Annotated in this window: 16 protein-coding genes; 3 read left to right on the top strand and 13 right to left on the bottom strand. The window is 60.8% G+C overall.

Annotation, left to right across the window (positions count from 1 at the left end; all coding sequences use genetic code 11):
* Positions 1-90 precede the first annotated feature (90 nt).
* Entirely contained in the window at positions 91-1,017 is a 927-nt protein-coding gene (locus tag BLIN9172_RS16220; RefSeq protein ID WP_101555975.1) for a GTP pyrophosphokinase, read from the top strand.
* A 406-nt stretch (positions 1,018-1,423) separates the two neighbouring features.
* Here the strand turns inward: BLIN9172_RS16220 and BLIN9172_RS16225 are convergent, their stop codons facing one another.
* The 12 genes from BLIN9172_RS16225 to BLIN9172_RS16275 form a co-directional block, all read right to left on the bottom strand.
* Positions 1,424-1,717 carry a hypothetical protein gene (locus BLIN9172_RS16225; protein ID WP_145997987.1) on the bottom strand — a complete coding sequence of 98 codons (294 nt, stop codon included), beginning with the start codon at positions 1,715-1,717 and terminating at the stop codon, positions 1,424-1,426.
* A gap of 29 nt (positions 1,718-1,746) precedes the next feature.
* Positions 1,747-2,010 carry a hypothetical protein gene (locus BLIN9172_RS16230; protein ID WP_145997988.1) on the bottom strand — a complete coding sequence of 88 codons (264 nt, stop codon included), beginning with the start codon at positions 2,008-2,010 and terminating at the stop codon, positions 1,747-1,749.
* A 76-nt stretch (positions 2,011-2,086) separates the two neighbouring features.
* On the bottom strand, positions 2,087-2,926 hold the full coding sequence (locus BLIN9172_RS16235; protein WP_069600127.1) for a phage major capsid protein: 840 nt from the start codon (positions 2,924-2,926) through the stop codon (positions 2,087-2,089).
* 118 nt (positions 2,927-3,044) lie between these two features.
* A complete protein-coding gene (locus BLIN9172_RS16240) occupies positions 3,045-3,527 on the bottom strand; it encodes a hypothetical protein (RefSeq protein ID WP_069600128.1) in 483 nt (160 codons plus the stop codon).
* A gap of 1 nt (position 3,528) precedes the next feature.
* On the bottom strand, positions 3,529-4,917 hold the full coding sequence (locus BLIN9172_RS16245; protein ID WP_101555976.1) for a phage portal protein: 1,389 nt from the start codon (positions 4,915-4,917) through the stop codon (positions 3,529-3,531).
* 4 nt (positions 4,918-4,921) lie between these two features.
* Positions 4,922-6,394: a terminase large subunit domain-containing protein gene (locus tag BLIN9172_RS16250; RefSeq protein ID WP_101555977.1), complete on the bottom strand. Its 1,473-nt coding sequence runs from the start codon at positions 6,392-6,394 to the stop codon at positions 4,922-4,924.
* On the bottom strand, positions 6,391-6,849 hold the full coding sequence (locus tag BLIN9172_RS18900) for an HNH endonuclease (RefSeq protein WP_170286952.1): 459 nt from the start codon (positions 6,847-6,849) through the stop codon (positions 6,391-6,393). The genes BLIN9172_RS16250 and BLIN9172_RS18900 overlap by 4 nt, the downstream gene beginning before the upstream one ends.
* Positions 6,842-7,072, bottom strand: a complete 231-nt coding sequence (locus BLIN9172_RS18245) for a hypothetical protein (RefSeq protein ID WP_170286951.1) — start codon at positions 7,070-7,072, stop codon at positions 6,842-6,844. Before BLIN9172_RS18245 ends, BLIN9172_RS18900 begins: the two co-directional genes overlap by 8 nt.
* Positions 7,069-8,286 (bottom strand): AAA family ATPase, encoded by a 1,218-nt coding sequence (locus tag BLIN9172_RS16260; RefSeq protein WP_101555979.1) that lies wholly within the window; start codon positions 8,284-8,286, stop codon positions 7,069-7,071. The genes BLIN9172_RS18245 and BLIN9172_RS16260 overlap by 4 nt, the downstream gene beginning before the upstream one ends.
* Complete coding sequence (locus BLIN9172_RS16265; RefSeq protein WP_145997989.1) at positions 8,283-8,627, bottom strand: hypothetical protein; 345 nt, start codon at positions 8,625-8,627, stop codon at positions 8,283-8,285. Before BLIN9172_RS16265 ends, BLIN9172_RS16260 begins: the two co-directional genes overlap by 4 nt.
* A 45-nt stretch (positions 8,628-8,672) precedes the next feature.
* Entirely contained in the window at positions 8,673-9,185 is a 513-nt protein-coding gene (locus BLIN9172_RS16270) for a hypothetical protein (protein WP_101555981.1), read from the bottom strand.
* Positions 9,182-9,379 carry a helix-turn-helix transcriptional regulator gene (locus BLIN9172_RS16275; RefSeq protein WP_101555982.1) on the bottom strand — a complete coding sequence of 66 codons (198 nt, stop codon included), beginning with the start codon at positions 9,377-9,379 and terminating at the stop codon, positions 9,182-9,184. Before BLIN9172_RS16275 ends, BLIN9172_RS16270 begins: the two co-directional genes overlap by 4 nt.
* Before the next feature lie 95 nt (positions 9,380-9,474).
* Between BLIN9172_RS16275 and BLIN9172_RS16280 the strand changes: the two genes are divergently transcribed.
* Entirely contained in the window at positions 9,475-10,002 is a 528-nt protein-coding gene (locus BLIN9172_RS16280) for a helix-turn-helix transcriptional regulator (protein WP_145997990.1), read from the top strand.
* A complete protein-coding gene (locus tag BLIN9172_RS18665) occupies positions 9,980-11,113 on the top strand; it encodes a tyrosine-type recombinase/integrase (RefSeq protein ID WP_101555984.1) in 1,134 nt (377 codons plus the stop codon). The genes BLIN9172_RS16280 and BLIN9172_RS18665 overlap by 23 nt, the downstream gene beginning before the upstream one ends.
* An 11-nt stretch (positions 11,114-11,124) precedes the next feature.
* On the opposite strand, the gene BLIN9172_RS16290 is transcribed toward BLIN9172_RS18665, so the two are convergent.
* Entirely contained in the window at positions 11,125-11,616 is a 492-nt protein-coding gene (locus BLIN9172_RS16290) for a YajQ family cyclic di-GMP-binding protein (RefSeq protein WP_101555985.1), read from the bottom strand.
* Positions 11,617-11,844: the final 228 nt, after the last annotated feature.

Consider the following 11,844-nt stretch of genomic DNA (forward strand, 5'->3'; position numbering starts at 1 on the left):
AGAGTCGGAGACGTCCAGACCACGCCAGCGCACACCAAGTCGCACCAGCGAGCGTGGACCATTGCGCTGAAGGCCGGCAGGGGAGACCGCGTGAGAAACGAATCGCAGCTCAAAACGATCGTCGAACGTGCCTATGTCGAACGGCTCAACGCCTGGCAGACGGCGGCGGTGCGGATCAAACACTGGCTGACCGAACAGCAGAAGGGCCTGCTCAAGGACAAGGACATCTCCCGCCTCGACGTCGATGGTCATCGGATCAAGGACGCGGCACGGACCCTGGCGAAGCTGACGGAGAAGACCGACGACGATCCAGATCTGACGATCACCTCCGCCGAGGATGTCGAAGACCAGATCCGCGACATCGTCGGCGTCAAGGTGCTGTGCAAATCACCGCGTGATCAGTCGATGATGTTCGCCGCGCTGCGCGATCCCGATCAGCTTGGCGCGTTCGAACTCATCGAGTGGAAAGACTACACGGACCCGCCGAAGGCCAGCGGCTACCGTGCGTGCCACGTCATCCTGCGCATCCCGTCTGACCAAGGGCCGCCCGTCTTCGCCGAGATTCAGGTCAAGACCCGGCTCCAGGACGCCTGGAGCGAACTGACCCATGAGGACATGTACAAACCCGGCGCTGCGATGAAGCCGAGCAAGCTCCACGGCGAATTCGCCCGTGCCATGGCGAACATGCTCGCGACCGTCGATGACATGGCCGATACCCTCGCCGTCGAGCTCACCGCGCTGACGAATCCGGAACCCGTCGTCGAACTCGACGAACTGCGGGAACAGGACACGGGAATCGATGTCCGGGTCCGCGCGACCGGCCCGAAATACGCGCTCGCCGTCGACGGCTCGGGACGCCAGGGCCTCATCCCCGCCTTCGCCATCCGTCGCCTCAGCGGCCAGAAGGGCACCATCAAGGTCAATGATTTCATCCACCTCGGCGATCGCCTCCGGGCCAGCGTCGAAGAGGACTCGAAGGGTCTGTACTACATCCCGCTCGAACTCCCCGAACACTGACCGGCCTCTTGCGGGTCACAGCGTTACGGGCGAATACGACACCGGCCCGGTCCGCACTCAGCAGCGCGGATCGGGCCGGTGTGGTGCGCTGGCAATCAGCGGTAGTTCGTGAACCGAGGATCCATGAACGGCAGATGCTGATTCTTGTTGTGATCGTTGAATACTCGCGGATCGTGAGGTTCGGCATGGCTGTGGATGATTGACCGAATATGGTGTTTCGTGGACTTTTTGCGGACAATTTGCGGACATCGGGCAAAGCGAAACCCCCGCGACAACCTGGATAGGTGCGGCGGGGGTTCGGCTCGAACAGAAGAGTCCTCTTCAGAAGGACACTCCCATTCTACCTCAAATGACGAGAGACGGGCCTGAACCGCGCATTGACAGACCCGCCTCTCGAGATCACTTCTCAGGCACGTCCTTGGAGCTTCACGGCCTGGAAAATCGGCTTATCGTATCGGTAACGCAGCTCAGGCGGACCGGGAGTGTAGTCGTGGTCCTCCCAGCGGATGCGAGTGAACCCCATCTCGAAGTCGACGACCTCCATGAGGGCTGTCAGCTCCTTGGTGAACGTCAGTCCCGGCCCGGACCCCTGAGTCACGCCGGTCGATTCGTAGTAGACGTGAGCCTTGACGTCGACGAGCGTCGCATTCTTCCAATCGGCGGTCACGACACCGCGGACGGTGACCTTCTCGGCGATCACAAGCTGAACCGTCTGAGTGAGCCCGATCATCACTTGGCTCGGATCCGGTAGGTGTTGAGGACTGCGAGCTCGGCGAGGTTGAACCCGTCGAACACGCTCGGCGTCTCCTGGTATTCGCCCACCTGGAAGCGTTTCGTCTGAGTCGGATTGACGGTGATCCGAATGGCTGCGAGCTTCACCGCTGAGCAGATCGACGGTGCTGCCTGCTCTCCGTCTGCGCTGAAGCCGCGGCCTCGCGTGTACTCGTGAGCCATGCTCCACACCACGTCGATGTAGGCAGACGCCAAGCTCACGGCCTCAGTGTCTCCACTGCGGTTCATGAGCTTGGCGATCTCCGAGCCTTCCGGCTTGGACTGCATGGGCTGCATGTCAGGCCTCAGCGGCAGTCAGGATGGTGACGGCCTTGGGCTGCAGCAGGGCCAGATCAAACCGTGCGGTGACTCGCAAAGCCACTTCATCAGTATCGAAGTAGCGGGACGAATCGACCGTGACAGTCGGGGACTCGTCTCGAGCGACCACGACCTTACTCATATCCGCGAGCACGGCCTTGCCGGTCGGGATGCGAGAAGTGATCGTCGCGGGGACTCCGAACAGGGACTCCTGCCCGGTGGCGGTGATGTCAGGCTGCAGAATGTAGCGACCGTCTGCGTCCTTTATCTTTCGGATCGCGAGGTAGTCGGCCGGCGAGAGGAACCACCTGCTGGGCTTCGCCTCATTGGCGCGGGCGATGCCGATGCCCTCGAGAAGCGAATCGGACTCGTTGGCATCGAGGACGCCCGTGGCCACGCCCGGCTGATTGAGCAGACCCTTGATGGTGTTGGAGGTGCCGGTGCCGGTGAACAGTGCGTCGTCCAGTGCCGCGGCGGTGTCGGTCGTCAGGCGCTGCTTGAGCAGAGCATCGAGAGCGACGGCAGAGGACCGGAGAACTTCGGAGGTCACCCGCGAGATGACCTTGAGGCTCTTGAGCGTCGAGGGCAGCATGTCGATCTCATCGAGACCGACCGAGGACTCGGGAATCTGTGCGCCCTCAGCGACGAACCCGACCTCCAGGCCGGAGGCGACGCGAGGAATGCGGATCGGACCGTTAGTGTCGATGATCTTCGGTCCGGAGGCGAGAAACACGGACTCGGCTTCGAGGGGCTGGACGAGAAGCGACTGAATCTCGGCCTGCTGGAGAGTGGGCAGTGTAGCTGTGGTCTGAGTGGCCATGATGGCACCTTTCACGAGAAGTTGAACTTAGTTCCCGCGGTGCCAGACCGACGATGGGGAGCCGCCACCAGGACGACTCCCCACCATTGTAGCAGTTACCCCCTGGGGGTATGCTCTCCTATGCTTGAGAGCGCATTATGTCTACGAGGTTCACAGTACCGCTGCCCCCTGACGCGCCCTGCCCAATGTCACCTTTCGGGGTGCGCTTGCCGAGGTAGGGCTTCTCCTTCAGCAAGTCATCGATGGACGCTTTCAGCTCCTGCGGATCCTTGATGTGGGATTCGTCGAACTCGAGGTCCGAAGGATCCATGAGCCGCCCCGTCGCCGCGACGAGAGCATGATGCAGCCGCTCGGCGAGGTCGTCGGCTTGGCCGGCACGCTGCCGATACCGTGCGTTCTCGTCCCGCAGCTTCTCGACATAGTCCCGTGGAAACGTGTCCGGCTCGTCGTCGACCTGGTCTTCATCGGACGGCGTCGAATCCTCGTCGGTGCCCTCGGTAGTATCGAGGTCACCGTCGGACTTCTGGACATTTTCGTCCGAAAGCTCCTCGACGACGGGCTCGACTTCCTCGGTGGTCTCGGTGATCTGCTGTTCAGTCATTTCATTCTCCTACTCGGGTTTCATTCGCGGCCGCGAACAGTCCTGCCGCGGCCAGGCTTGCGGGTTGGTTCATGCCTCGGCCCTCGAGGTTCTGGGCGAGGTCGGCACGGGCCTGCACATCGGCAATGGATGCTCGAGCCGCTTCACGGTCCTTCGCGGCCTCAATGGCGGTGATCTCGTCCGCGTCGTATCCCAGACGCTCGAGGGCGATCGAGGCGGGGAGGATGCCGGCCTGCACGAGCTTCGTCACGGCGTCGGCTTCCTGAGCTGTCGAGCGAGTCGACGGGTCTGCCCACTTCACTCCCACGTCGACTGATGCCGGGTCCGCGCCGGTCTGGATCGCGACGATGAGCTGGGCCACCTGCCGCCATGACCTGCCGAAGATGCCCTGTCGTGCCTCGGCCTTCGCCGTCAGTGTCGCCTCGGATGCCCGGATGCTGTCCGCACTCGTCGGATTGGACCCGGCCAGGCCGAGCATGTGATCGGGCAGACCGGAGACTGCACTGATCTCGCGCATGATGATGGACACGGCATTCTCATAGCCGATGAGGTCCGCAGCCGGCAGCTGACCGAACTTCGATTCGGGAGCCTCGGAGATCATCATCTTGTCGGCCTCGCCGTATGGGTTGACGACCTCTGCCGTCTCATCGTCGGGGTCGGTGAGCTCAATGCCGGTTGCCCAGCGGCGAGGACGTGCCGAGGACTCCGAGGCTGTGAGCAGATCCGTCGTGAGCTTCACGAGAGCGTCAGTCAGCGGCAGCACGTCGAGCATTTCGGAGACACCGCGGGTCATGAGCCGGCCACCGTTGCGGAATTGAACGACGGGGACTCGGCCCAGCGGGTTGTCCAGAGACTCGACCGGCTCGAATCCCGTCGTCGTCGCCCCGACACTGCGAGCCTTGTACCGAATGATCTCATCGGGTCCATACCAAACAGCGTGAGTGGCGTCCTTCGTCTCCCACCGCTTCACCGCCGATGTGATCGCTCGAGTCGCCGGGTCGATGTTGACCGCCATTTGCGTAGCAGACTCCACTGACACAAGGGGTTGACCTTGAGAATCAGCCCACACAATGACATAGGCGTCGCCGAGCAGTAGAGCTTCCCGGTGGACGACCGAGGACAGCGTATCCATGTCATTGACCAGCCATGAGGGCCAGATCTCGGGTTTCGTGAAGCCAGTGACGCGCAGCCGCTCCGCGATCGTCTCCACGACCAGGCGAGGGACATTGACCGAGACCGTCGAGAGCCGGCTACCCAGATTCTCGATTGCTTCAGGTGAGAGGAACGTCAGCGGCTGCTTCCCCTCGTAGTATCTGACCAGGCGGGAGTGATCCGCGACCGGCTCGTCGATCTTCTGCAAGATCTCTGTCAGTTCATTCTTCGTTGGCATTTCTTCATCTCCTAAATGAGCGCGCTCGACGGCGCTTCGGTTTCTTCGTTGCTCTCCACGTCGCCCGTGAGTGAGCCATGACCAGACACGCAGCCAAGTCGATCTTTCGGGCCTGCCGAGAACGAGAGGACTTGTTCAATCGGACGCCCCGTTCACCCTCAGTCACAACCGCTGCAGCCACATGCGCGGCGAGCTTCGGTTCACCTGAGTGAGTCAGCTTCCCGTTCACCGCGGCGCTGTACAGGTCGCCGGTTGCCGCTGTGAGCCTCGTTGGGGAGTGTGGGAACTCCACGACCGGCAGAGACTCCGCGGCGAGGATTTGCAGAGTTCTCGTGAACCTAAAAGGGTCAGCTATGATTTCAACAATTTTGAATTGCTTGCACGCAGCCCGGATGGTGTCCTCGATTTCCTCGACCGGCACGCGCCAGTTGTCATCACCCTTCGGCTTCTCCCAGACGGCCAGCGTGTGAAAATGCGGCTCAGCAGACACCGTGGCAAGCAGCAGAGCACTCGTATCGTCGCTGAAACTTCCATCCATCGAAAGCACACACTCCGCACCGTCCTCGATGATCTCCCCAGTGTTCAGCGACTCCCACACACCAGGCGGCAGAAACCCGCCCTCCGTCTCAGAGGCCAGTTGGCAGAGCCGAGCGCGGCGGAATGTCGCCTCGCGTGTTTTCGGCGGCTGCAGGGCTTGCAAAGCGTCCCTGTGCAAGAAATCATCGAGAGCAGGATTCGCCAACTCCCAGCAGTGGGAGCAGTCTGGTGGATGATGCTCGAACCCGGCAGCCGAGAACTCTCGGAACCGCAGCGACTTATCCTCAGGATGATCGGCGGCGTACTCCCTCAGCGAGAGCAGTACCTGGTCGTCGAGGTTCGGTCCCGGTGTTCCGATCGCCACGAGCACTGAGCGTTCACGCTTGCCCTGAGCCAACTGCACGACCTCGAATAGATCCCGGTTCACGACGCCGGCCTCATCGACGATCGCGAGCACATAGTCCAGCCCCTCAGCCGATGCAGCCGAGGCCGGCATGACCTGGAAACTCGAATCAGTGGACGGGAAGTAGAGCCGGTCCTTGAACACCTGACAGCGGCTCGACAGTTCCTCGGAGAGCTCGACCATGCGACGAGCAGCGGAGAATGCGAGACCCGCCTGGCGCTCATCGACAGCGAACACGACGACGTTGGCACCGTCACCCCAAGTGAAGAACGCATACAGGCCGATCGCGGCGTTCAACGTTGTCTTGCCGCTACCTCTCGGTAACATGAGGCCGACAGTGCGAGCACCATGATCGAGCACATCGGCGGCGATCGAGACCTGCCAGTCTCTGAGGCGTAGTTTTCCCCTAGCGCCCGTGCCTTTGGGAGTCCTTAGAAAGCGATCAGCGAACTTCACGAATCTTTCTGACTCAATCTTGCTCCGAGGCTTGAACGGCAGCGGCGAGTCATCGACAGCACTCTTGGGACCAGCCTTCAATATCGTTCACCTCTCTCATTCAGCATACCCCCGGGGGGTGTGTAACGGTCTCTGTGCCTACCAGGCGGCGTCGGGGAGTAACTTAGGGAGGGGCCACTCCCCCTATCAATCTGCTCGGCGATCATCCGCTCAACTTCGGGACTCGCCTTCACTCCTGCCAGTTCGGAGTTGCACGGCTTGCACAAGATCCTCAGGTTCGCTTCCTCGTATGCCCACTCGGGGCGATCCTTGAACCTCACGATGTGGTCGACGGTGAGTCGATCCTTCGATCCGCAGCGGTCGCAGAAGCGCTGCTGTCGCCTGAGCCGTCGAGACAGGTTCTTCCAGCGTGTCCCATTGGCATAGGCAGGGTGCTCGACGTTGGGTGTGCCTGAGTGGGTCGGCAGTTGATGCTCGGCGCATCGTGTGGTCGCTGATGGTTCACCGCAGACGATGCAGGGCTTGAGCCTACTCATCTCGAAGTCCCATGATCTCTGCTCGCATCTGGGCGAGGTAGCTGCTTGGATCTCCTGGTGTTCCCATAGCTCGTGAGCCAGTGAGCAGGGCCAGGTCGGAGATGCTGGCGAGCAGTGTGCTGCTGTCGGTGTTGGCCAGGATAGCCTCGAGCCCTTCCCGGTCGTCGCTGGCGTGAGCCTGCATGAGTGCGAGGGCATCGAGGTAGCGGTCTCGGATGGTCATGATGCTCTCTCCTGTGCGTTCGGGTTGACTCCCCATTGCAGGGGAAGGGATTCGGATTGGTCCTGGTCCTCGTCGGGGTCTGTTCCTTGTTCCTCACACATAGGGGTAGGAACGGGGAACGGGTCAGATTCAGGCTGTTCCTCGTTCCTCGGGAACGGTTCGGGAACGGGGAACGTAGTCTGTTCATCCGGACTCGGGTCGTGTTCCTCGTTCCTAACCCCCTGTGTGGGGAACGGGGAACGCTCCTGTTTCTCGGCTTCAGGGCTGACCTGTTGGCGGAAGACCTTGTAGGCAATGGATGCTCTGTTGCTTCCCCAGCCGAGCCGGTCCTTCACGTCTCTCACCGAACTTGGTGCGGGGTCGAGGGCTTGCAGGGCTGCTACATCTTCGCCTGGTGCAGAGCCTGGCATCGAGTCTCCGTCGTCAGGAGCATAGATGCTGTACTTCGTCCGATAGCCGTCTGGGTGCAAGGCGAACGTGCCGGCCAGTGGTTCGTTATCTCCTGCTGGTGAAGTGGCCCTGAGTCCTCCGTGCCGGTCTTTGCGGATACTGATGTATGCAGATCCACCTCGGCCTGGCGCGAAAGCCTCCTTGACCTTGACTCTCAGGCTCACGCCGCCGATCGCCCTGGACTTCGCCGCGGTTCCCGTTGGTCCTCGTGATGCGCTGTCGGGATTCTTGGCAACGTGATCGATTGCGATCACGCATGCACCGAATCTAGCCAGTGGCTTGAGAGCGAGGCTGTGGGCTGCGGTGAAGTCGTCGGGACTGTTGCTGTTGAGGCCGAGGGCAGGCAGTAGTTCCCCGATGGAGTCGAGGACTACAACGTCGGGACGCATGTCGACGAGCTCATGCACGACCGCATACATCTCGTCTCGGTCCTCAGGCTCGACGTATCGGAACTGATCGAAGTTGACTAGGGCATCCTGACTAGCGCCCAGGGATACCAGTCGAGAGACCGTCGAAAGCATCCCGTTATGGTCAAGGTCAATGATGACCGCCGATCCGCCTTCGTTGAGGGTTTCAGCAGCAGCGGCCAGCGCGATCCACGTCTTGCCCGACTCGGGCTCACCGAACAGGCTATTGACCTGCCCTCGGTAGAACAGTGAGTTCCCGTCGTCTCGGCCGAGAATCTCGGGGGCCGGTGGCTCTGGCAGCGTCCCATCGAGAAGACTCGCAACGTCACCCCACCGGATCACGGGTTGTTCACTCATGCTCTCGCCGCCTTCCTGCGCTCGATGTTGGCCGCGTTGTTGGCACGTTTCGCGTCGATGGTGCTGACGAGGTTCTCGAGGAACGCTCGGCTCACGGTCACGGTGTCGGCGTCCTCTCGTGGGTAGGTGGCGATATGGTCGCGCAGGCCGCGCAGGAACTCGTTGTCATTGACGTGGGCGACGATCACGCCTTGGTTCCATCCGGCGAAGTGGCCTTCTTTGTGTCCGCGGTCGTAGGCGACTTGTGTGCCGCCGTGGTAGATCTTCAAGGTTTCCTCGTCTTTGCTGAGGTACTTGGTCATCGTGTTCTCGGCGGGGAGTACGCTTCCAAAAATGTCCACGTACTCCCCGCGCACTTCCTGGCATGGGTAAGTGCGAACGGGTAGTCAGTGCTTGGGCTTGAGGTGCTGCACCTTCTCGACGATTCCCATCAGCCAATCGGTCAGGGTCTCGAGCTCGGCAATGTCGAGATTGAGCACGGTGTTCCCGAAGGGCGCACTGTCGACGACGAGATTGACGTACGGGTCGGTGGTGAGGCCGTGGCCGATTTCCTCGAGCTGGGTGACTGTCGCCTTGAGGCTGTACTCGTCACCGTTCTCATTGGCGCGTTCGAGGCTGTACGTGGTGCCCTGGTGCATGACGTCGGTTCCGAAGACGCGCATTTGGTTCGGGACGGACCATGAGGGGTGCTTCACGGTGCCGGTCTTGCTAGAATTGGTGGTAGACATTTCATCCTCTTTCTGGGTGTTTTGGCATTGGTTGTGGCGGTCGCAGCGTTCATTGGCATGGGTGGCGACCGCCACATTTTTGCTTTCTTCCTCGAACTTCATTCTGCGCATCATGTCGCCGGACACGGGGAAGAACACCGTGTCGTCGACGGGCACGTCGTAGATGGTCACGATGCAGCCTTGTCGAACTGCTCCTGGATCCACGCCTCGACGTCGGACTCTTTGAACATGCGCCGGCCGCCGATCTTGGCTGACTTGGGCGCGTCCCCGCGCTGGATCATGTATCGGAAAGCCGCGGGAGTCTTGCGGATCATCTCGGCGACTTCCTCGATATAGAGCAGCCGATCGACGGGTGTGGTGGTCATTACTCCTCCTGAAACAAGTATGTTGGAGTGTCCAACACTGATGAATATACACACGATTGATTGTGTGCGCAACATTTGTGTGGGAGTATTCTTTTATGACCGCAGAAGAAAATGATTGGGTGGGCCTGGACGCGCTTTTCGCAAAGAACGTCGAGCACTACCGCCTTCGAAACAACTTGTCCCAGGGAGACCTGGCGCGACGAATGAACGACCTCGGCTTCAAGTCCTACAGTCAGATGACGGTTTCGAGGACTGAGAAGGGGAGCCGGCAGGTCGGCGTAGCTGAGGCGCACGCCCTCGCAGAATCGCTGCAAGTCGACTTCGAGGAGATGACCAAAGGTTTCCGGCTCGTCACCCTGCGAAAGCGAGTTGAAGCGGTCGTCGAAAACTACGAACGAACACACGAAGCGATTGCCGATATCCATGCCGCAGAGGAGCTGCTGCGAATTGAGCTCGAGAAGGTGAACCCGGTGTTCGACCTGGCCTCGGAGCTCGACAAGCCGGTCAATGACCATGTTGCCGATGAACTCCGCGTAGCTACCCGCACACTTGAGCGGACACAGTGGAAATCGCTGGCTGAGGCGATTACCAGGTGGACTGATGAGTTCGATCAAGAAACGTGACAACGGGAAGTGGCGAGCCCGCTACCGTGACCACGACGGCAAAGAACACGCGCGACACTTCGACCGCAAGATCGACGCTCAGGATTGGCTCGACGGTGAGACAGTCAAAGTCCGCACCGGCACATGGGTGGAACCTCGAGCCGGTCGGATCACGTTCGAGGAATGGTTCACAGCATGGTCGTCAATCCAAGTGTGGGAGCGCGGCACCTATCTGGCTGCTGAGCAGGCGGTGAAGTCGACCCCGTTCTACCGGAAGCGTCTCGACAAGATCAGCGCGAACGATGTGCAGGCGTGGGTGAAGTCGATGACGAAACCGAACGATCGTCGCAAGAAGGGGTTGGAGCCGTCGACGATCCGAACTCGACACAACTACGTGCACATGGCGTTCATGGCAGCGAAGAAGGCGGGAAAGATCGGTGTCATACCGTCTGCCGATGTGACTCTGCCAAGGCTCGGCCGTGCAGGGTCATCAATGCTGATTCCGACCCCTGAGCAGGTGGGCAAGGTGATCGGCGCCGCGGATCCGTACTTCAGCACGTTCATTGAGCTCTGCGCGTTCGCCGGTCTCCGCCTCGGTGAAGCGGCAGGGCTGCAGGTGCCCGACATTGACTTCCTGGGCCGCACAATCACCGTGAACCGGCAGGTGCAGGGGGCGACGAACAGTGACGTGCAGGTGAAGGCTCCGAAGTACGGGTCGCAGCGGACAATCCATGTGTCAGAGAAGCTTATTGAGCGGATCTCTGCCCACATTGCCCGGTTTGGCATCTGGGAGGACGAGCGCGGTCAATGGTTGCTCGTCAACGGCGGGAACCTGTTCCAGCGGGGGAGTGCCGGCCACTACTGGCGTGAAGCGCGATCACAGGTCGGCATGGACGAGTACACGCTGCACGATCTTCGGCACTTCTTCGCCTCGGGCCTCATTGCCTCCGGCTGTGACGTGGTAACTGTGCAGCACGCTCTCGGGCACTCCACACCGTCGATCACGTTGAACACGTATTCGCACCTATGGCCGAACGCGGACGACAAAACCCGCACCGCCGGCACTGCCCTGATGGACTCAGTTTTTCCTTCTGCGGACTCTGTGCGGACTGGTGCGGGTTCTGCCCTGTAAACTCGCGGGATTTAACGGTAGTTCGTGAACTGCAGGTCGACCTCGAGGTCCTGGCCTTTGAGCAAGGCGATGACTTCCTGCAGGTCGTCGCGCTTCTTCGAGCTCACGCGCAGCTCGTCGCCCTGGATCTGCGCCTTGACGCCCTTTGGGCCTTCGTCACGGATGATCTTTGAGATCTTCTTTGCGTTGTCCTTGTCGATGCCCTCCTTGATCGAGGCATCAATGCGGTATTCCTTGCCCGAGGGGTAGGGGTCGCCGTCCTCGAGGGACTTCAGCGAGATTCCGCGCTTGACCAGCTTCGATTGGAAGACGTCGAGGATGGCCTTGACGCGGTCCTCGCTGTTGGCTTTCATCTGCACGGCTTCGCCGCTCCAGGCGATCGACGCATCGGTGCCGCGGAAGTCATAGCGAGAGTTGATCTCCTTCGCCGCCTGGTTGAGGGCGTTGTCGGCTTCCTGGCGGTCGACCTTGCTGACGATGTCGAATGAGGATTCGCTGGCCATGAATGCTCCTTTGTCTGCGATCGGTGGTGCCCGATGGAAACGGGCTCGGCTGTTGGGTCCGAGTCTAGCCGAGGCTGCGAACTGTGATCTGCGTCTATCGAGCGAGGTGCCTCACTGAGGAGTGAGCGCGTGATCCGTGTTGGTGCCTCAGCATTTTTGAGCGTGAGGCTTACGGTTCACTAATTCGTTTGGAGTCGATTCATCGACGGTTTCAATGATGCCATGTCC

It is taken from the genome of Brevibacterium linens ATCC 9172 (assembly GCF_900169165.1).
Taxonomy (GTDB): domain Bacteria; phylum Actinomycetota; class Actinomycetes; order Actinomycetales; family Brevibacteriaceae; genus Brevibacterium; species Brevibacterium linens.

Bases quoted from the DNA above. Each gene is read 5' to 3' on its own strand.
- BLIN9172_RS16240 (WP_069600128.1), bottom strand. From the start codon at position 3,527: ATGACTGAACAGCAGATCACCGAGACCACCGAGGAAGTCGAGCCCGTC.
- BLIN9172_RS18900 (WP_170286952.1), bottom strand. From the start codon at position 6,849: ATGAGTAGGCTCAAGCCCTGCATCGTCTGCGGTGAACCATCAGCGACC.
- BLIN9172_RS16235 (WP_069600127.1), bottom strand. From the start codon at position 2,926: ATGGCCACTCAGACCACAGCTACACTGCCCACTCTCCAGCAGGCCGAG.
- BLIN9172_RS16260 (WP_101555979.1), bottom strand. From the start codon at position 8,286: ATGAGTGAACAACCCGTGATCCGGTGGGGTGACGTTGCGAGTCTTCTC.
- BLIN9172_RS16245 (WP_101555976.1), bottom strand. From the start codon at position 4,917: ATGCCAACGAAGAATGAACTGACAGAGATCTTGCAGAAGATCGACGAG.
- BLIN9172_RS18245 (WP_170286951.1), bottom strand. From the start codon at position 7,072: ATGACCATCCGAGACCGCTACCTCGATGCCCTCGCACTCATGCAGGCT.
- BLIN9172_RS16280 (WP_145997990.1), top strand. From the start codon at position 9,475: ATGACCGCAGAAGAAAATGATTGGGTGGGCCTGGACGCGCTTTTCGCA.
- BLIN9172_RS16275 (WP_101555982.1), bottom strand. From the start codon at position 9,379: ATGACCACCACACCCGTCGATCGGCTGCTCTATATCGAGGAAGTCGCC.
- BLIN9172_RS16290 (WP_101555985.1), bottom strand. From the start codon at position 11,616: ATGGCCAGCGAATCCTCATTCGACATCGTCAGCAAGGTCGACCGCCAG.
- BLIN9172_RS18665 (WP_101555984.1), top strand. From the start codon at position 9,980: ATGAGTTCGATCAAGAAACGTGACAACGGGAAGTGGCGAGCCCGCTAC.